Source organism: Actinocatenispora thailandica, from assembly GCF_016865425.1.
Classification (GTDB): Bacteria; Actinomycetota; Actinomycetes; order Mycobacteriales; family Micromonosporaceae; genus Actinocatenispora; species Actinocatenispora thailandica.
In genome coordinates, this window is sequence record NZ_AP023355.1 from 2934598 (window position 1) to 2950868 (window position 16271).

Genomic DNA, 16271 nt, shown 5'->3' on the forward strand with positions numbered 1-16271 from the left:
CGGCCGTTGCGTCGGCGGGACCGTGCACCGGCAACCCGCGACGACCACGACCGGCGCGCCGCCGCGTGATCATGTGCTCTCCCGCGTCACGTGTGCGCCGCGGGCGTCCTTGCGGACCACGAAGCGCACCGGAATCCGTTCGGCGAGCGCCGCCACGTGGGTGACCAGGCCGACCATCCGGTCGCCGTGCGCGGCCAGGTTCTCCAGGGTCGCGGCGACGGTGTCCAGGGTGCCCGGGTCGAGGGTGCCGAACCCCTCGTCGAGCATGATCGACTCCAGGCTGGTCGCCGTCGTGGACAGCCCGGCGAGCTGCTCGGACAGCGCCAGCGCCAGCGCCAGCGACGCCTGGAACGTCTCGCCGCCGGACAGTGTGCGCACCGCCCGGCGCAGCTCCGCGTCGTGGTGGTCGACGACGAAGAACTCCCCGCCGTCGTAGGCCAGCGAGTACTGTCCGGCGGACAGCTCGCGCAGGATCGTGGAGGCGCCGTCGACCAGCAGGTCCATCGCCTCGGTGAGCAGCCAGCGCTGGAACCGGTCCGCGGCGAGGTGCCCGGCCAGCGCCCGGGCCACCTCGGCGGCCCGCACGTGTTCGGCCCGCCGCGCTCGCAGCGCGGTTGACTGCTCGCAGCGCTCGGCCGCGCGCCGGTGCTCCGCCTCGGCGTTCTGCACCGCGAGCGCCGTGGCCAGCTGGTACGCGGCGGCGTCCGCGCCCTGCTCGGCCGGGCCGGCGACCCCGCACTCGGCCAGCAGGGCACCGACCTTGCCCCGGACCGCCTCGGCCGCCGCCGCGGCACGCTTTGCCACGCCGAGCCGGTCGGCCCGGGCGGCGCGCCGCTCGTCGGCCGCCGCGGCACACCAGTCGACCAGCGCGGCCCAGGAGCCGGCCAGATCGTCCCGGTCGGCGGCCGGTGGGCCGAACCGGGACACCGCGTCCCGGGCCTCGTCGTACCGCCGCCAGCCGCTGCGCAGCCGCCGATCGGCATCGTCGGTGGCCGAGCTGGCCCGCTGCAGCGCCCGCCGGGCCTGCACCACGGCGTTGCGCGCCGCGGCGTGCGCGGCGCGCAGCTCGTCCAGCCCGGCCAGCCGGGCGGCGAGCTCGTCCGGCGCGGGCTGGTCAGCCAGCTCGGCGGCGAGCGCGTCGAGCCGGGCGGCGAGTTGGGTGCGGTGATGGGCCGCCGCGGTACACGCGCCGGACCGGTCCCGCACCGCCCGGTCCGCGGCGTCCCGCGCGGCGCGGGCCCTGCTCGCCGTGTTCCGGGCCGCGGCGAGCGCCGGCGCGTCGATCGGCGGCGGCAGGGTGTCGACCTGCTGCGCACACACCGGGCACGGTTCGCCGACCTGCAGCTCGGGGCGCAGCGCGGCGGCGGTCTGCGCGGTCTGGGCGGCGCCGACGGCCGCGTCGGCCGCGCTGAGCGCGGACTCCGCGGCGGCGAGCCGCTCGGCCGCGGCGTCCCGGTCCGCGGTCAGCGTCTCGATCTGCCGGCCCGCGTCGGTCAGCTCGGCGGCGAGCCGGTCGTGCTCGCGGTGCCGGTCCAGCAGGGCACGCAGCGCGGCGGCGTCGCCGGCCTCGTCCAGCCGGTGCGCCGCCTGCTCCTCGGCGCTCTCGGCGGCGGTGACCGCGGCGAGCGCGTCGCGGGCCTCGGCGGCAGCCCGCTCGGCGCCCGAGGCGAGTTCGGCGACGCCGGCCGGGATGCTGACGCCGGCCAGCAGCCGGCCCTCGGCGTCGAGCGCGGCGAGCGCCTCGCGGGCCTCGGCGGCCTGGCGTTCGGCGTCGGTCAGCTCGGGCACCGTCGCGGCGATCCGGGTGTCCAGTTCGCGCAGCTGGGTGACCCGCTCGGCGGCCTCGGTGACCGCCTGCTCGGTCGCGTCGGTCAGGTCGGCGAGCAGCGCCTCGGCCGCCCGCACGTCGCTGTCCGCCTCCTTCGCGGTGAGCCGCGCGCGCTCCGCGACCCGCTGGTAGACGCGCAAGCCGAGCAGGTTGACCAGGATCTCCTGCCGCTTGGCCGGCTTGGCGTGCAGGAACTCCGCGAACTCGCCCTGCGGTAGCACCACGCAGGTGGTGAACTGCTCGTACGGCATGCCGACCGCGGAGGCGACCGCCTCGACCATCTCCGACGGCGTACCGGCGAGCACCTCGCCGAGCTCGTCCCCGGCGCGCTGCTCGTCGTCCAGGGTGGCCAGCTCGAAGCCGGCCGGCAGCCGCTCCAGGCCGGCGCGCACCGTGTTCACCTTGCCCCGGGCGCTGCGGCGCAGCACCCGGGTCGCCACGTAGCGCACCCCGCCCGACTCGAACACCAGCCGAACCCGCGCCTCCGACGCCGAGGGGGACAGCGCGTTCTCCACCGACCGCAGGTGATCCCAGCGCGGCACCGTGCCGTACAGCGCGAAGCAGATCGCGTCCAGCACCGTCGACTTGCCCGAGCCGGTCGGCCCGAGCAGCACGAAGAACTCCGCGTCGGTGAAGTCGATCGTGGTCTCGTCCCGGAACACCGTGAAACCGGCGACATCCAGCCGCACCGGGCGCATCAGCCCACCTCCTCGTGCAGCCGGTCGAACAGGTCGCGCACCGCCCCGTCGTCGTGGCCGACCTCGGTGAGGTAGTCGGCGAACAGTCGCCGCGGGCTCTGCCCGGCGCGGCCGACCCGCTGCGCGGTGCCACCCACCTGTGCCAGCAGCTCCGGGTCGATGCGCACCTCCAGCGCGCCGGGCAGCAGTTCCTGCACCCGCTCGCGCAGCCCCGCCCGCGGCTTCTCCCGCACGTACACCCGCAGCCAGGTGTCGTCGTCGACGCTGAGCGCAGCCAGCTCGTCCAGGGTGCCGGACACCGTGCGCAGCCGCCGCGCCGAGGTGATCGGCACCGGCCGGACGGTGGCCGGGGTGCCCGGCGCGGCCTCGACGATCAGCACGCCGGGGGTGTTGTCCTGCTCGCCGAAGTCGATCGCGAGCGGGCTGCCCGAGTAGTGCACCGGGCACGGGCCCGGCACCGCCTGCTGCCGGTGCAGGTGCCCGAGCGCCACGTAGTGCGCCGAGGTGGGAAACAGCGTCGCGGGCACCGCGTACGCCTGGATGGTGTGCGCCTCCCGCTCGCCGCCGCCGGTCGTCGCCCCGACCACCGTCAGGTGCCCGGTGATCAGGTTGACCGAGTCGCCGCGGAACGAGCCGGTCAACGAGTCCAGCAGCCGGCCCAGGTGATCGGCGTACGTCTGGTTCGCCTCGGCGCCGGTGAGCTGGAACATCTCGCTCGCCCGCACCGCGTACCGCTGGGACACGAACGGCAGCGCCACCAGCGTGAACGCCTCGCCGCTGGCGGTGGCACCGGTCACCACCGGGTCCTCGGCGGACCGGATCGTGCCGCGCAGCGCGATGCCGGCCGCGTCCGCCCAGCCGCGCAGCGCGTCCAGCGCGGCCCCGTTGTCGTGGTTGCCGGCGACCGCCACCACCTGTGCTCCGGTGCGGCGCAGCGCGGTCAGCGCACGCACCACCACTCGGGTCGCCTCCGGGCTCGGCGCGGCCGTCTCGTACAGGTCGCCGGCGACGATCACCAGATCGGGGCGCTCGGCCTCGGCGATGCGCACCAGCTCGGCCAGCACCCGGATGTGCTCGTCGATGCGGGGACGTCCCTTGAGCACCTTTCCGACGTGCCAGTCGGAGGTGTGCAGGATCTTCACGGCCACAGCTCCCCTCGCGGCTCCCGGCGCCGGCCTCAGCACCAGCACTGTAGGCCCACCCACCGACGCCCTCCGGCAGGCATGCCGGTGCGCGCGCCGAAGCGTGTGCCACCGGTCACCGGCGGTCGCCGGTACGAGACATCGGGCGGCAACACGCCGGCAACAGCCGGCGGCCAGACTCCGTACCGGAGTCGACGACTGCACCGGAGCAGAAAGGGGACCGAGATGCTGGTACGGGTACGGGTCGCGCTACCCGACTCGCCGGGGTCGCTGGGCCGGCTGTCCTGGACACTCGGCGTGATCGGTGCCGACATTCTGCAGGTCAGCGTGCTGGAGACGGGATCGGGCCGGGCCATCGACGAGCTGTCGCTGCGCCTCGGGTCGCTCACCATCGACCAGCTCACCGAGCGGGTCGAGACGATCCCCGGGGTACGCGTGCTCGCGGCCTGGCGCCCCCGGGCGATGGCGCCGACCGCGGAGGTCGCGGTCCTGGGCCAGCTCGCCGCCGACCCGCCGCGGGCCGCCGCGACGCTGGTGGACGCCGCTCCCGACCTGTTCGGCGGCGACTGGGCCGCGCTGGCGGGCACCGGCCCGGCCCCGACACCGGTACTGACCAGCGTGCGGGCACCGGCCTCGCTCGCGCTCGGCGCGATCACCCCCAGCCGGCCCCGCGGTCACCCGCTGGCCGACGGCACCCACGCCGCGCTCGCTCCGCTGACCGCCGACACCGTCCTGATGGTGGCCCGTGCCGCCGGCCCGGCATTCCACCGCACCGAGATCGACCGGCTCGACCAGCTGGCCCGCGCCGCAGCCGCGGTACTGGCCGCCGTCGACGCGCCGGTGCCCGCGGGTGCCGGCCCGGCAGCCGGCACCGGGGAGCCGGCCGACCGGTTGGACCGCGCCGGCTGACCCGTCACGGCGTCGGGATCGCGACGTACTTGGTCTCCAGGAACTCGTCGATGCCGACCCGGCCGCCCTCGCGGCCGAGGCCGGACTGCTTCACCCCGCCGAACGGGGCGGCCGGGTTGGACACCACGCCCTTGTTCAACCCGATCATCCCGGCCTCCAGCCGCTCGGCGACCCGCAGCGACCGGGCCAGGTCCCGGGTGTACACGTACGACACCAGGCCGTACTCGGTGTCGTTGGCCGCGGCGACCGCCTCGTCCTCGGTGTCGAACGCGGAGATCGCCGCGACCGGGCCGAAGATCTCCTCGCGGCCGATCCGGGCACCGGCCGGCACCCCGGTGAGCACCGTCGCCGGGTAGAACGTCCCCGGGCCGTCGACCGGGGCGCCGCCGGTGAGCACCCGCGCCCCGCCCGCGACCGCCTCGGCCACCAGCTCGGTGACCTTGTCCCGGCCGTCCGCGTCGATCAGCGGCCCGACGGTGACACCCGGCTCGGTGCCGCGGCCCATCGTCAGCGCCGCCATCCGCTCGGCCAGCCGGCGGGCGAACTCGTCCGCCACGCCGCGCTGCACCAGGAACCGGTTGGCGGCGGTGCACGCCTCACCGATGTTGCGCATCTTGGCCGCCATCGCGCCGTCGACCGCGGCGTCCAGGTCGGCGTCGTCGAACACCAGGAACGGCGCGTTGCCGCCGAGCTCCATCGAGGTGCGCAGCACCTTCTCCGCGGCCTGCGCCAGCAGCAGCCGGCCGACCTGCGTCGACCCGGTGAACGACAGCTTGCGGGCCCGGCCGTCGCGCAGCATCGGCTCGACCACCTCGCCGGGCCGGCTGGTGGTGACCACGTTGAGCACCCCGTCCGGCAGCCCGGCCTCGGCCAGGATGTCGGCGAGCGCCAGCGCGCACAGCGGGGTCTGCTCGGCCGGCTTGAGCACCATGGTGCAGCCGGCCGCGATGGCCGGCCCGATCTTGCGGGTACCCATGGCCATCGGGAAGTTCCACGGGGTGACGAGCACGCACGGGCCCACCGGCTGGCGCAGCACCAGGAACCGGCTCGCTCCGTCCGGCGCGGTCGCGTACCCGCCGTCGATGCGCACCGCCTCCTCGGCGAACCAGCGGAAGAACTCGGCCGCGTAGGCGATCTCGCCGGCCGCCTCGGCGAGCGGCTTGCCCATCTCCAGCGTCATCAGCAGGGCCAGCTCGTCGGTCCGGTCGACCAGCAGCTGGTACGCCCGGCGCAGGATCTCGCCGCGCTCCCGCGGCGCGGTGGCCTGCCAGGCCGGCTGTGCCTCGTGCGCGGCGGTGAGCGCGTCGAGCGCGTCCTCCCGGCCGCCGTCGGCGACCTCGCACAGCGTCTCGCCGGTGGCCGGATCGAGCACCGGGAACCGGGCGCCGGCGGCGGCGGGCAGCCAGCGACCGGCGATGAACAGCTCACCCGGCACCGCGGCGAGCACCTCGCGTTCGCGCTCCGACAGAACTCCCGGCGTCGCGGTTCCCGGTGTCGCGGTTCCCGGTGTCGCGGTGGTGGTGCTGCCTGTCATCGCTGCCGCCCTTCGTCGTCGCGGTGTGCGCGTCGACCACTGCCGGATCTGCCCGACCGGTTGCCGATGGCGCGTCCGGGGACCATGCTAGGTGGCAGAGAGATTGTCGACAATCCAACGATACGCTCGTCGGCTGGTTCGGGAGGAACTCATGACGCACCTGTCACCGCTGCTCAAGCAGGCCACCCCGGTGCTCGTCGACCGGGCCGAGGGAGTTCGGGTGTTCGACCCGGACGGCCGCGGTTTCCTCGACTTCACCGCCGGCATCGGCGTCACCAGCACCGGTCACTGCCATCCGCGGGTGGTGGCGGCGGTGCGGGAGCAGGCCGGCCGGCTCATCCACGGGCAGTACACGACCGTCATGCACCGGCCGCTGCTGGAGCTCACCGAGCGGCTCGGCACGGTGCTCCCGGCCGGCCTGGACACGCTGTTCTACGCCAACTCCGGGTCCGAGGCGGTCGAGGCGGCGCTACGGCTGGCCCGGCAGGCGACCGGCCGGCCCAACATCGTCGTGTTCGACGGCTCGTTCCACGGCCGGACGATCGGGGCGGCGTCGCTGACCCGGTCCGGTACCCGCTTCTCCGCCGGGTTCGCGCCACTGATGGCCGGCGTGCACACCGCCCCGTTCCCGTACGCGTACCACTACGGCTGGGACGAGGAGACGGCCACCGACTTCGCGCTGCGCGAGCTGGACTACCTGTTCGCCACCGGCACCGCCCCGGACGACACCGCGGCGATCTTCGTCGAGCCGGTGCTGGGCGAGGGCGGGTACGTGCCGGCCACCGAACGGTTCCTCGCCGGCGTGCGGGAACGCGCCGACCGGTACGGGATCGTGCTGGTGCTCGACGAGGTGCAGACCGGGTTCGGCCGCACCGGACGCTACTGGGGCCACGAGCACTTCGGCATCCGGCCCGACGTGCAGGTCATCGCGAAGGGGCTGGCCAGCGGCTTCCCGCTGTCCGGTATCGCGGCGTCGGAGCAGCTGATGGCCAAGGCCTGGCCGGGCTCGCAGGGCGGCACCTACGGTGGCAACGCGGTCGCCTGCGCCGCCGCGCTCGCCACCCTGTCGGTGATCGAGGACGAGCGGCTGGTCGACAATGCCGCCGAACAGGGCCGCCGGCTGATCGACGGCGCCCGCAAGGTCGCCGCGGCGAACCCGGTGATCGGCGACGTGCGGGGGCTGGGGCTGATGGTCGGCAGCGAGTTCACCGGCGCCGACGGCGCACCGGACACCGCGACCGCGCAGCGCGCCCAGGCCGCCGCCGCGGCGCACGGCCTGCTGCTGCTGACCTGCGGGGCGTACTCCAACGTGGTCCGGATGATCCCGCCGCTGGTGGTCACCGGCGACGAGGTGGACGAGGCGCTGGAGCTGTGGTCGGCCGCGGTGGCCGACGCGACCGCCTGACCGCTCGTCGTCCGTGGCCGGTTCCCACCGGCCACGGACGACAGACAACTCCGGCGGCGCCAGACGGGCGCCGCCGGAGCTGCCTGCCGTGTCGTCAGTCCTCGTCTAGGCGACGGAACTGGAGGCGCTCGCCCTCGACGCCGCGCAGCCACATGTCCTGGGCGGCCTCGGCCATCGCCGGCAGTCCCTGCTCGATGGTGGCGAACACCGACCCCGGTACGAAACCGCGATCGCCGTTGATCAGCAGGTTGTTGCGGCCGTAGAACAGCGCCAGGTCGACCACCTGGGGCCCGCCGTGCGCGGGACTGCCGGTGTCGTAGCCGTACGCCGGGGATCCGATCTCGGTGCCCTCGAACGCGAAGAAGCACACGTCACCGGGCAGCGGCGTCACCGTCGGGTGCTCCATCGGCGGGCTGGTCGACAGCGCCGGCAGCAGCGCGTAGATCTCGTTCCGGGCGTACTTGGCGTGGTAGGCCGGGCCGTCGACCGGCAGCGCGTCCCATACCGCGGCGCAGGTCGCCGGCGCCTCGGCGTCCAGCAACCGGGCCACGCACACCGCGCCCCGCTTGGCCAGGCTGATCTCCACGAACCGCGCCATCAGCGCCACCTCTCGTCGAGCCGTTGGATACTTTCGGCGCCGGTCAGCCGGCGTCGGGTGCCGTCAGCGGCCACGGGCGGACCGCTTCCAGCGCGCGGCACACCGCGAGAACCAGGTCGTCGGAGTGCCGCGGCCCGACCACCTGCAGTCCGACCGGCCGGCCGTCGGCGGTCTGCCCGACCGGTACGGTCGCCGCCGGTTGGCCGGTGAGGTTGAACGGATAGCTGAACGGTGTCCACTGCGGCCACCGGGTCCACTCGGTGCCGGGCGGCACGTCGTGGCCGGCCGCGAACGCCGGGATCGGCACCGTCGGGGTGAGCAGCACGTCGTAACGCTCGTGGAACTCGCCGAGCGCCACCCCGACGCCGGTTCGCGCGTCCAGCGCCGCCTGGTAGTCGGCGAGCGTCAACCGGTCGCCTGCCTCGGCGAGCCGCCGCAGGCCGGGATCGAGCTGCTCCCGGCGATCCGGCGGCACCGCCGCGACGGCATGGCTGGCGCCGGCCGACCAGAGCGTCTCGAAGGTGTCCAGCGGGTCGGCGAATTCGGGGTCGGCCAGCTCGACTCGCAGCCCGACCTCGACCGACAGCGCGTTCACCGCCTCGTCGACGAGCTCGGCGACCTCGGCGTCGACCTCCGCGTGCCCGAGCGTCGCGCTGTACGCCGCGACCAGCCCGCGCACCGGCCGGCGCACCGCCTCCCGGTACGAGCCGACCGGCGGGGCGAGCGCTGCCGGGTCCCGCGGGTCACGCAACGACAGCACGTCCAGCGCGAGCGCCACGTCGTCGACCGACCTGGCCATCGGCCCGACGTGGGACAGCAGCCCGAACGGGCTCGGCGGCCAGGCCGGCACCCGCCCGTACGTCGGTTTGAACCCCACGATGCCGCAGAACGCGGCGGGGATCCGGATGGAGCCGCCGCCGTCGGTACCGATCGCGAGGGTGCTCAGCCCGGCCGCGACCGCCGCGGCGCTGCCGCCGCTGGATCCGCCCGGGGTACGGTCCGGCGCCCACGGGTTGCGGGTCAGCCCGGTCAGCGGGCTGTCGGTGACCGCCTTCCAACCGAACTCCGGCGTGGTGGTCTTGCCGACCAGCACCGCGCCGTGCTCGCGCAGCCGGGCCGTGGCCGGGGAGTCGTCCGACCACGGTCCGGCCGCCTCGATCGTCCGCGAACCCCGCCGGGTCGGCGCCCCGGCCAGCAGCAACAGGTCCTTCACCGCCACCGGCACGCCGTCCAGCAGGCCGATCGGGTTGCCCTGCGCCCACCGCTGCTCCGACTGCTCTGCCTGCTCCAGCGCACCCGCCCGGTCCAGCAGGCAGTACGCGTTCAGTTCGCCGTCGCGCTTGTCGATGCGCCGCAGCGTCGCGGTGGTCACCGCGACCGGCGACAGCTCCCCGGTGGAGAAGCCGGCGACGAGCTCGGACGCGGTACGGGCGAGCACGTCCTCGGTGGCCAGGCCGGCCGGGACGGCGTCGGTGTCCGGCCCGACCGGGTGCGGGGCGGTGCGGTACGCGTCGGTCATGTCCGGGTCCATGCGGGGAGCCCTTCCTGTCCGGTGCCGGCGACGGGCACCTCGTCCACCGGGTGGCCGGCGGTGGCCGGCCCGGCGGCGCCGCCGGGCACGTAGCCGAGGTGCTTGTCGACGACGTTGTGCAGCGGCCGGCCCTGCCGCCACCGATCGAAGTTCGCCACGAACAGCTGCGCCAGTGTGGTCAACGATCCGGCGAAGTCGCCGGACATGTGCGGCGAGACGAGCAGGCCCGGCAGCGTCCACAGCGGCGAGTCGGCGGGCAGCGGTTCGGCGTCGAAGACGTCGAGCGCGGCGCCGGCGATGGAGCCGGAGCGCAGCGCCGCCACCAGGTCGTCGGTGCGCACCAGGGGGCTGCGGCCGACGTTGATCAGCCGGGCACCCGGCCGCATCGCGGCCAGCGCGGCCGCGTCGATCATGCCGGTCGTCTGCGCGGTCAGCGGTGCGGCCAGGACCACGAAGTCGGTGTCGGGCAGCACCCTGCGCAGCTCGCCGGCGGCGTGCACCTCACCGAAGTCGGGGTCGTCGCGGCGGGCGGTGCGGCCGACGCCGGACACCCGCAGGCCGGCGGCGGACAGCAACCGGGCGATCGCGCGACCGATCGGGCCGGTACCGACGACCAGCGCCGGGCGGCCGGCGATCGTCTCGGTCTCCCGGTGCCGCCAGTCGTGGTGCCGCTGCGCGTCCAGGGTGCCGGGCAGGTCCTTGGCGAAGGCCAGCACCAGACCCAGCACGTACTCGGCGATGGCCGCGTCGAACACGCCGCGGGAGTTGGTCAGCACGGTGTCGCCGTCCCGCAGCGCGTCGAAGGCGAGGGTGTCGACGCCTGCGCTGGCGATGTGCACCCAGCCGGGTGCGGCATCGGCGGCCGGCCAGGCGGCCGGCACCGCGCGGGACGTGAAGTCCCAGACGAAGAGCACGTCGGCGCCGGGCAGCTCGGCGGCCAGCCGGTCGGCCGGCACGTACCGCACGTCGGCGGCGCGCTCGACGGGCTCGAGGCCGGGCGGGCGATCGGTGCCGCACAGCACGACCACCCGAGGGTGCACCCGAGCGAGCGACGAATCGGCTGGTCGAACCATATTGACACGGTAGAAACGGATCGTATGATTGTCAACAATCCGCGGATCAGCCCCGGAGGACTGTGCTGACGCGCGTTCGGGGGTCGGCCTTGGACATGCTCTTGTTCGATGGTCCGCTGGCCCAGCGCGGGATCGGGGTGATCGCCCCGTTCGATCTCGCGCTGGAGCGGGAGCTGTGGAGGTGGGTGCCCGCGGAGGTGTCGTTGCACCTGGCCCGCACGCCGTACGAGCCGGTTCCGGTCAGCCTGCGGATGGCCGAGCTGGTGAGCACGTCGCGGCACGTGGTCGCCGCGACCCACGACGTGCTGCACGTCGAGCCGGAGGTGGTGGCCTACCTGTGCACCTCGGGCAGCTTCGTCAACGGGCTCGCCGCGGAGCAGGCGCTGCGCAAGGTGATCATCGACGCCGGCGCGCCGGATGCGGTGACGACCTCGGGTGCGCTGGCCGAGGTGCTCAGCGCGCTCGGGCTGCGCCGGATCTCGGTGGTCACCCCGTACGACGCGGACCTGACCGCGCGGCTGCACGAGTTCCTCGCCGAGATCGGGGTGAGCACCGTGGCCGGGGAGAACCTCGGCCTGGGCAGCGGGATCTGGAAGGTCAGCTACCGCACCATCGCCGAGCACATGCTGCGGGTGGACCGGCCGGACGCCGAGGCGATCTTCGTCGCCTGCACCAACCTGCCCACCTACGACCTGATCGAACCGCTGGAAGCCGAGCTGGGCAAGCCGATCCTGACCGCCAACCAGTTGACCATGTGGGCGTGCCTGCGCCGGATGGGACTGCCGGTCGTCGGCCCGGGCCGGTGGCTCACCGACGTCTGAGATTGTCGACAATGTTGCGCCGGGGCGGGTTCGGCGCCGAGAAGAGGCCATGCGGCTGCCGAGCGAGGAGCTGGTGCCGCGCGGGCCGGGCGACGGAGGAGGAACGACCATGAGCGTGCCGGGCGAGCGGGTCATGGACGGTTCGACGAGGTCCGACGAGGAGGGAACGACCATGAGCGACACCGTCGGGTTCCTGTACCCGGGCCACGCCGCGGAGGACGACTACCCGCGCGCCCAGGCGCTGCTCGGTGACCGGTGGCTGCTCGCGGTGGAACACACCGATGGCGAGGACCTGCACACCGTCGAGGCGCTGCTGGACCTCGGTGGAGCGCACCGGCTCGCGGCGGGCGCCGCCCGGCTGGCCCGGCACCGGCCGGCCGCGGTGCTGTGGGCCTGCACCAGCGGCAGCTTCGTGTTCGGCGCCGACGGCGCCGCCCGGCAGGTGGACGAGCTGGCCGCTGCCGCCGGCGTACCGGCGACCAGTACCTCGTTCGCCTTCGTGGACGCCGCCCGAGCGCTGGGGGTACACCGGGTCGCCGTGGCGGCGAGCTACCCGGAGCCGGTGGCCCGGCTGTTCGGCGAGTTCCTCACCGGCGCCGGGCTGCAGGTGGTCGGACTGGACAGCCACGGCATCACCACCGCCGCCGAGGTCGGCCGGCTCACCGACGATGCGGTACGCGAGCTGGTCGTCGCGCACGACCGGCCGGACGCGGAGGCGATCCTGGTACCGGACACCGCGATGCGTACCGTGTCGCTGGTGCCCGAACTGGAGCGACACCTCGGCAAGCCGGTACTGACCGCGAACCAGGTGACGATCTGGGCCGGGCTGCGGCTGATCGGCGCGGCGCCGCATGCCGCCCGGCTCGGCCGGCTGTTCGAGACAGGCCCCGGCGACACCGGGGTCGGGGGAGGGGAAGAACGGTGGGCCTGACCCGGGTCGAACCGGTCAACCACGAGTCGACGTCGGCGATCATCGCCGACCGGCTGCGCCTGGCGATCATGGACGGCGACCTCGCGCCCGGCGACCAGCTCGGCGAGGCGGACCTGGCCGGCCGCTTCGAGGTGAGCCGGGGGACGCTGCGCGAGGCGATGCAGCGGCTGGTCGAGGAGGGGCTGCTGCGCTCCGAGCGGTACCGCGGCCTGTTCGTCTGCGAGCTGTCGCCGGACGACGTGCAGGACGTGTACGTCACCCGCAACGCGATCGAGCAGGCGGCGGCCCGGCTGATCCTGCGCCGCGGCGACCGGGCCGCGGTCGCCGACGCGCTGGACGGGATCTGCGACCAGCTGCGCGATGCGATCAACGCCGACGACCAGCCCGCGGTCGGGCGGGCCGACGCCGCTTTCCACGAGGCGCTGGTCGCCGCGTCCGGCAGCGCCCGGCTGAGCCGGATGGCGCGCACGCTGCTGATCGAGACCCGGATGTGCATCCGGGAGCTGTCTCGCACCTACGCCAGCCCGGCCGACCGGATCACCGAGCACACCACGATCGCGGCGGCGCTGCGCGACGGTACCGAGGCGCTGGTGCTCGGGTTGATCGACGCGCACATGGCCGACGCGGTGCAGCGGCTGGCGCCCGACCGCGACCTGCACAGCCCGTTCACCGACCTGGTCGACTGACGCCGGCCGGCATCGCCGGTCAGAACGGGATGTCGTCCTCGTCCGCGGCGGCACCGACCACCGCGAACGGGTCGGCCCGCTGCACCACCGAGCGGGTGGCGGTGGCCGGGGCCTCACCCGCCTCCGAGGGTCGGGTCGCCCACGCCGGGAACGGGAACTCCACCACCAGCGGGACCGGGATGTCCGGCTGCGCCACGAACATCGTGCCGGGCTTGGCCAGCACCGCGCGCTGCCGCTGCGCGGTGGGCAGGTAGCCGTACTCGGGGCGGCCCGCCTCGGCGGCGTCGAGCCGGCCGACGACCCGGATCGCCGAGTTCGCCACGATGCGCCGTTCGATCTCGCTCGCGGTCTGCTGCGCGCCGATCAGGATCACACCGAGTGACCGGCCCCGCTCGGCGATGTCCAGCAGCACGTCCTTGATCGGGCTGGTGCCGTCCCGCGGCGCGTACTTGTTCAGCTCGTCGAGCACCACGAACAGCAGCGGCCGGGCCGTCCCGGCCTTCTCCTTGCGCTCGAACTCGGTGCGCAGCGTCACCCCGACCACGAACCGCTGCGCCCGGTCCGGCAGGTTGTGCAGGTCGACGACGGTGAGCTGGCCGGCGTCGGCGGTCGAGATCTGGTGCGGCCGCCGGGCCGGCAGATCACCGCGCACCAGCCGGCCGAGGTCGCGCTTGCTCGCCACCATCCGCCGGATGAACGCGTTCACGGTGCCCAGCCCGATCGCCGAACCGGCCCACTCGGCCCGGGTGTCGTCGTCGGTGAGCTGGTCGACGAGCAGGTCCACCAGCGCGTCGTAGCTGCGGACCACGGTGCCGGAGATGACCGCGGCGCCGTCCTCGGCCTCGATCGCGTCCCGCGCCAGCCGGGCCGCCACCTGGTGCACCACCATCGTGTACTGCTGCCGGTCGTCGTCCGCGTCGGCGAACACGTACGGCAGCAGCCGGTCGTGGCAGAACTCGTAGATGCTCCAGTAGAAGGCGTCCACCCCGGTGGTGCGGGCCACCACGTCCGGGGTGCCCTCCGGGTCGCCGGCCCGCGCCGGGGCGAACACCGACACCGAGGCGAACGCGCCGGCCGGCAGGCCGAGCCGGGCGTACGCGGCGCGCTGGTCGTCGTCCAGCCGGCTGTTGGTGTGGTCGAGCAGCAGCAGGTCCTCGCCCTTGACGTTGAAGATCAACGCCTTGGTGTTGGTCGCCTCGGCGCCGAGCACGTCGGAGCCGAACACCGAGTAGAGCAACCAGGTCGCGAACGAGGTCTTGGTGGCGACGCCGGAGATGCCGGAGATCGACACGTGCGCGCCGCGGGTGCCGTCCAAAAAGTCGGCGTTGAGGTAGATCGGCTCGCCGTCCCGGCCGGTGCCCAGCGCGATCCGGCGCTCCATCCGGTCGAAGTACAGCGCCGTCGCCCGCTCGTCCGCCGCCGCGCGGCGCACCTCGGCGCCGGGCATCGGCGGCACGTACATCTCCGGCTCCAGCCGGGTGGTGGTGATCTCGGCCGCCTCCTGCACCTGCGCCGGCAGGGTGCCCTCCGAGATCAGGAACACGTCGGAGTCGAACTGGGCACCCTCGTGCCGGGCCCGCACCTGGGTGACCACGCCGGCGATCGTCACCGGGTCCCGCCCCGGCACCTGCCGGTCGGTGACCACCACGTCGTCGAGCTGGAGGTAGGCGCCCGGCCGGACGGCGACCCAGAAACTCAGCGGCGTCGCGTCGGCCGTGCCCAGGACGCGGCCCACGACCGCGCCGGGTTCGATCTCCGGTTCGTCGGCGGACAGCTCCTCCCACACCACCGCGTCGTCCGCCTCGGTTCTCGGCTGGACCTGGGTCATGACGCTCGACACTCCCTGCTCGTCCGGTGGTACCGCCCCATGGTGCCGCACGGCCGCGGCCACGCCGCGCAGAACCGCCCGGCCGGTGTCGGCGGCGACGTCCCGGTCACCCCCGGACGTAGCGCAGCAGCAGGTTGTCGTCGGCGGCGAGCACGTGCCCGAGACGCAACGAGCGGACCGCGGCGGGTGGGCCGGCGGTGATGCGCCCCGGCCCGGGCCCGGTCAGCTGCGGGGCGACGGTCAGGCACAGTTCGTCGACCGCGTCGGCGGCGGTCAGGCTGCCCAGCAGGTGCGGGCCGCCCTCGCAGAGCACCTGCCGCAGGCCGCGACCGGCCAGCTCGGCCAGCGCTGCGGGCAGGTCCAGCTCCGCGTCGCCGTGCACCAGCACGTCCGCGACCTGCGACAAGACCCGGCGTCGATCGGCCGGGGAGCCACCGTGGGTGAGCACCACGGGCCGGGTCGGTGCGTCGGTGAACATCGCACTGCCCGGGTCGAGTTCGAGGCGGCTGGACACCAGCACCAGCGGCGGGTACTCGGGCAGGCCGGCGGCGCGGCGCCAGGACCGGCGGCGTTCGTCCAGCCGCAGCGCGCCGTACCCCTCGTGCCGCAGCGTGCCGGCCCCGACCATCACCGCGTCGCACACCATCCGCACCAGTCCGAACACCCGCTTGTCCGCCGCGCCGGACAGCCCGGCCGAGTAGCCGCCGACGCTCACCGCGCCGTCCGCGCTGGTGACGAAGTTGACCCGGACGCGCGGGTGGTCCCGGTCGGGGGCAGGTAGCAGTCGAGCAACTGCTCGTCGGTCAGCGGCGTGGTGTCCGGCTCCGGCCACAGTCGGTACATGCCGGTCATGATCGCGCATCGGCGGCGCCACCCGGCGCACCGGGCCAGGCGTCGAGCACCTCGACGTGCCGCAACCCGCCGGACGACGCGATGTGGGCGAACCAGGCGGCGCACTCCGGCACCGTGTCGACCAACCGGGCCGCATCCTCGGCGGCTGCCCGGTCGCGCCAGAACAGCACGTCGAGGAAGCCGCCGTCGTCCTCCCGGGCGAGGTACCCGGCGAGGCAGGCCGGGAACCGGGCCCGCAGCGCGGCGAGCATCGCCGGGCGCTCCGCGAGCAGCCGCTCCTCGGCGCCCGGCACGACCCGGAACGCCGCCAGTTCGATCACCATGTACGGCACCGTAGCGGTGCGGACCGACAGATCGCCGGTGCACGGCGGCACCGGTTCGACCGATCCGGCTCGACCGGTCCGGCTCGACCGGTCCGGCCACGGCCAGCGCCGT

General features: G+C 74.6%; 15 protein-coding genes. 5 read left to right on the top strand and 10 right to left on the bottom strand.

Translation table 11 applies throughout. The annotated features are described in order from the left end of the window. Positions 1–69: 69 nt before the first annotated feature. Both Athai_RS13020 and Athai_RS13025 read right to left on the bottom strand, forming a co-directional pair. Positions 70–2526: an AAA family ATPase gene (locus tag Athai_RS13020; RefSeq protein ID WP_203961737.1), complete on the bottom strand. Its 2457-nt coding sequence runs from the start codon at positions 2524–2526 to the stop codon at positions 70–72. Further along, complete coding sequence (locus Athai_RS13025; RefSeq protein WP_203961738.1) at positions 2526–3668, bottom strand: exonuclease SbcCD subunit D; 1143 nt, start codon at positions 3666–3668, stop codon at positions 2526–2528. The genes Athai_RS13020 and Athai_RS13025 overlap by 1 nt, the downstream gene beginning before the upstream one ends. A 225-nt stretch (positions 3669–3893) precedes the next feature. Here Athai_RS13025 and Athai_RS13030 point away from each other — a divergent pair, with 225 nt between their 5' ends. Further along, a complete protein-coding gene (locus Athai_RS13030; protein ID WP_203961739.1) occupies positions 3894–4577 on the top strand; it encodes an ACT domain-containing protein in 684 nt (227 codons plus the stop codon). Between the two features lie 4 nt (positions 4578–4581). Here the strand turns inward: Athai_RS13030 and Athai_RS13035 are convergent, their stop codons facing one another. Continuing rightward, positions 4582–6111 carry an NAD-dependent succinate-semialdehyde dehydrogenase gene (locus tag Athai_RS13035; protein WP_203961740.1) on the bottom strand — a complete coding sequence of 510 codons (1530 nt, stop codon included), beginning with the start codon at positions 6109–6111 and terminating at the stop codon, positions 4582–4584. A gap of 151 nt (positions 6112–6262) precedes the next feature. Here Athai_RS13035 and Athai_RS13040 point away from each other — a divergent pair, with 151 nt between their 5' ends. Then, complete coding sequence (locus Athai_RS13040; protein WP_203961741.1) at positions 6263–7516, top strand: aspartate aminotransferase family protein; 1254 nt, start codon at positions 6263–6265, stop codon at positions 7514–7516. Positions 7517–7610: 94 nt separating this feature from the next. Here Athai_RS13040 and Athai_RS13045 read toward each other — a convergent pair whose 3' ends face one another. The 3 genes from Athai_RS13045 to Athai_RS13055 are packed head-to-tail and all read right to left on the bottom strand — an operon-like array spanning position 7611 to position 10718. Further along, positions 7611–8114, bottom strand: a complete 504-nt coding sequence (locus Athai_RS13045) for a DUF3830 family protein (RefSeq protein ID WP_203961742.1) — start codon at positions 8112–8114, stop codon at positions 7611–7613. 43 nt (positions 8115–8157) lie between these two features. Next, positions 8158–9633: an amidase gene (locus Athai_RS13050; protein ID WP_203961743.1), complete on the bottom strand. Its 1476-nt coding sequence runs from the start codon at positions 9631–9633 to the stop codon at positions 8158–8160. Then, positions 9630–10718: a D-2-hydroxyacid dehydrogenase gene (locus Athai_RS13055; RefSeq protein ID WP_203961744.1), complete on the bottom strand. Its 1089-nt coding sequence runs from the start codon at positions 10716–10718 to the stop codon at positions 9630–9632. Before Athai_RS13055 ends, Athai_RS13050 begins: the two co-directional genes overlap by 4 nt. A 95-nt stretch (positions 10719–10813) precedes the next feature. Between Athai_RS13055 and Athai_RS13060 the strand changes: the two genes are divergently transcribed. The 3 genes from Athai_RS13060 to Athai_RS13070 are packed head-to-tail and all read left to right on the top strand — an operon-like array spanning position 10814 to position 13156. Then, positions 10814–11539: a maleate cis-trans isomerase family protein gene (locus Athai_RS13060; protein ID WP_203961745.1), complete on the top strand. Its 726-nt coding sequence runs from the start codon at positions 10814–10816 to the stop codon at positions 11537–11539. Between the two features lie 49 nt (positions 11540–11588). Further along, the gene (locus Athai_RS13065) at positions 11589–12470 is read left to right on the top strand and encodes a maleate cis-trans isomerase family protein (RefSeq protein WP_239156900.1); all 882 of its coding nucleotides are present in this window, start codon (positions 11589–11591) and stop codon (positions 12468–12470) included. Continuing rightward, on the top strand, positions 12461–13156 hold the full coding sequence (locus Athai_RS13070; RefSeq protein ID WP_203961746.1) for a GntR family transcriptional regulator: 696 nt from the start codon (positions 12461–12463) through the stop codon (positions 13154–13156). The genes Athai_RS13065 and Athai_RS13070 overlap by 10 nt, the downstream gene beginning before the upstream one ends. A 19-nt stretch (positions 13157–13175) precedes the next feature. On the opposite strand, the gene Athai_RS13075 is transcribed toward Athai_RS13070, so the two are convergent. The 4 genes from Athai_RS13075 to Athai_RS13085 form a co-directional block, all read right to left on the bottom strand. Next, positions 13176–14984 (bottom strand): ATP-binding protein, encoded by a 1809-nt coding sequence (locus Athai_RS13075; RefSeq protein ID WP_239156901.1) that lies wholly within the window; start codon positions 14982–14984, stop codon positions 13176–13178. A gap of 106 nt (positions 14985–15090) precedes the next feature. Beyond that, positions 15091–15699 carry a pyrimidine reductase family protein gene (locus Athai_RS13080; protein ID WP_420829779.1) on the bottom strand — a complete coding sequence of 203 codons (609 nt, stop codon included), beginning with the start codon at positions 15697–15699 and terminating at the stop codon, positions 15091–15093. Next, complete coding sequence (locus Athai_RS35255; RefSeq protein ID WP_420829780.1) at positions 15696–15827, bottom strand: hypothetical protein; 132 nt, start codon at positions 15825–15827, stop codon at positions 15696–15698. The genes Athai_RS13080 and Athai_RS35255 overlap by 4 nt, the downstream gene beginning before the upstream one ends. Before the next feature lie 5 nt (positions 15828–15832). Next, positions 15833–16159 carry an antibiotic biosynthesis monooxygenase gene (locus Athai_RS13085; RefSeq protein ID WP_203961748.1) on the bottom strand — a complete coding sequence of 109 codons (327 nt, stop codon included), beginning with the start codon at positions 16157–16159 and terminating at the stop codon, positions 15833–15835. Positions 16160–16271: the final 112 nt, after the last annotated feature.

Bases quoted from the DNA above. Each gene is read 5' to 3' on its own strand.
- Athai_RS13050 (WP_203961743.1), bottom strand. From the start codon at position 9,633: ATGACCGACGCGTACCGCACCGCCCCGCACCCGGTCGGGCCGGACACC.
- Athai_RS13030 (WP_203961739.1), top strand. From the start codon at position 3,894: ATGCTGGTACGGGTACGGGTCGCGCTACCCGACTCGCCGGGGTCGCTG.
- Athai_RS35255 (WP_420829780.1), bottom strand. From the start codon at position 15,827: ATGTACCGACTGTGGCCGGAGCCGGACACCACGCCGCTGACCGACGAG.
- Athai_RS13065 (WP_239156900.1), top strand. From the start codon at position 11,589: ATGCGGCTGCCGAGCGAGGAGCTGGTGCCGCGCGGGCCGGGCGACGGA.
- Athai_RS13085 (WP_203961748.1), bottom strand. From the start codon at position 16,159: ATGGTGATCGAACTGGCGGCGTTCCGGGTCGTGCCGGGCGCCGAGGAG.
- Athai_RS13035 (WP_203961740.1), bottom strand. From the start codon at position 6,111: ATGACAGGCAGCACCACCACCGCGACACCGGGAACCGCGACACCGGGA.
- Athai_RS13060 (WP_203961745.1), top strand. From the start codon at position 10,814: ATGCTCTTGTTCGATGGTCCGCTGGCCCAGCGCGGGATCGGGGTGATC.
- Athai_RS13055 (WP_203961744.1), bottom strand. From the start codon at position 10,718: ATGGTTCGACCAGCCGATTCGTCGCTCGCTCGGGTGCACCCTCGGGTG.
- Athai_RS13020 (WP_203961737.1), bottom strand. From the start codon at position 2,526: ATGCGCCCGGTGCGGCTGGATGTCGCCGGTTTCACGGTGTTCCGGGAC.
- Athai_RS13045 (WP_203961742.1), bottom strand. From the start codon at position 8,114: ATGGCGCGGTTCGTGGAGATCAGCCTGGCCAAGCGGGGCGCGGTGTGC.
- Athai_RS13040 (WP_203961741.1), top strand. From the start codon at position 6,263: ATGACGCACCTGTCACCGCTGCTCAAGCAGGCCACCCCGGTGCTCGTC.
- Athai_RS13075 (WP_239156901.1), bottom strand. From the start codon at position 14,984: ATGACCCAGGTCCAGCCGAGAACCGAGGCGGACGACGCGGTGGTGTGG.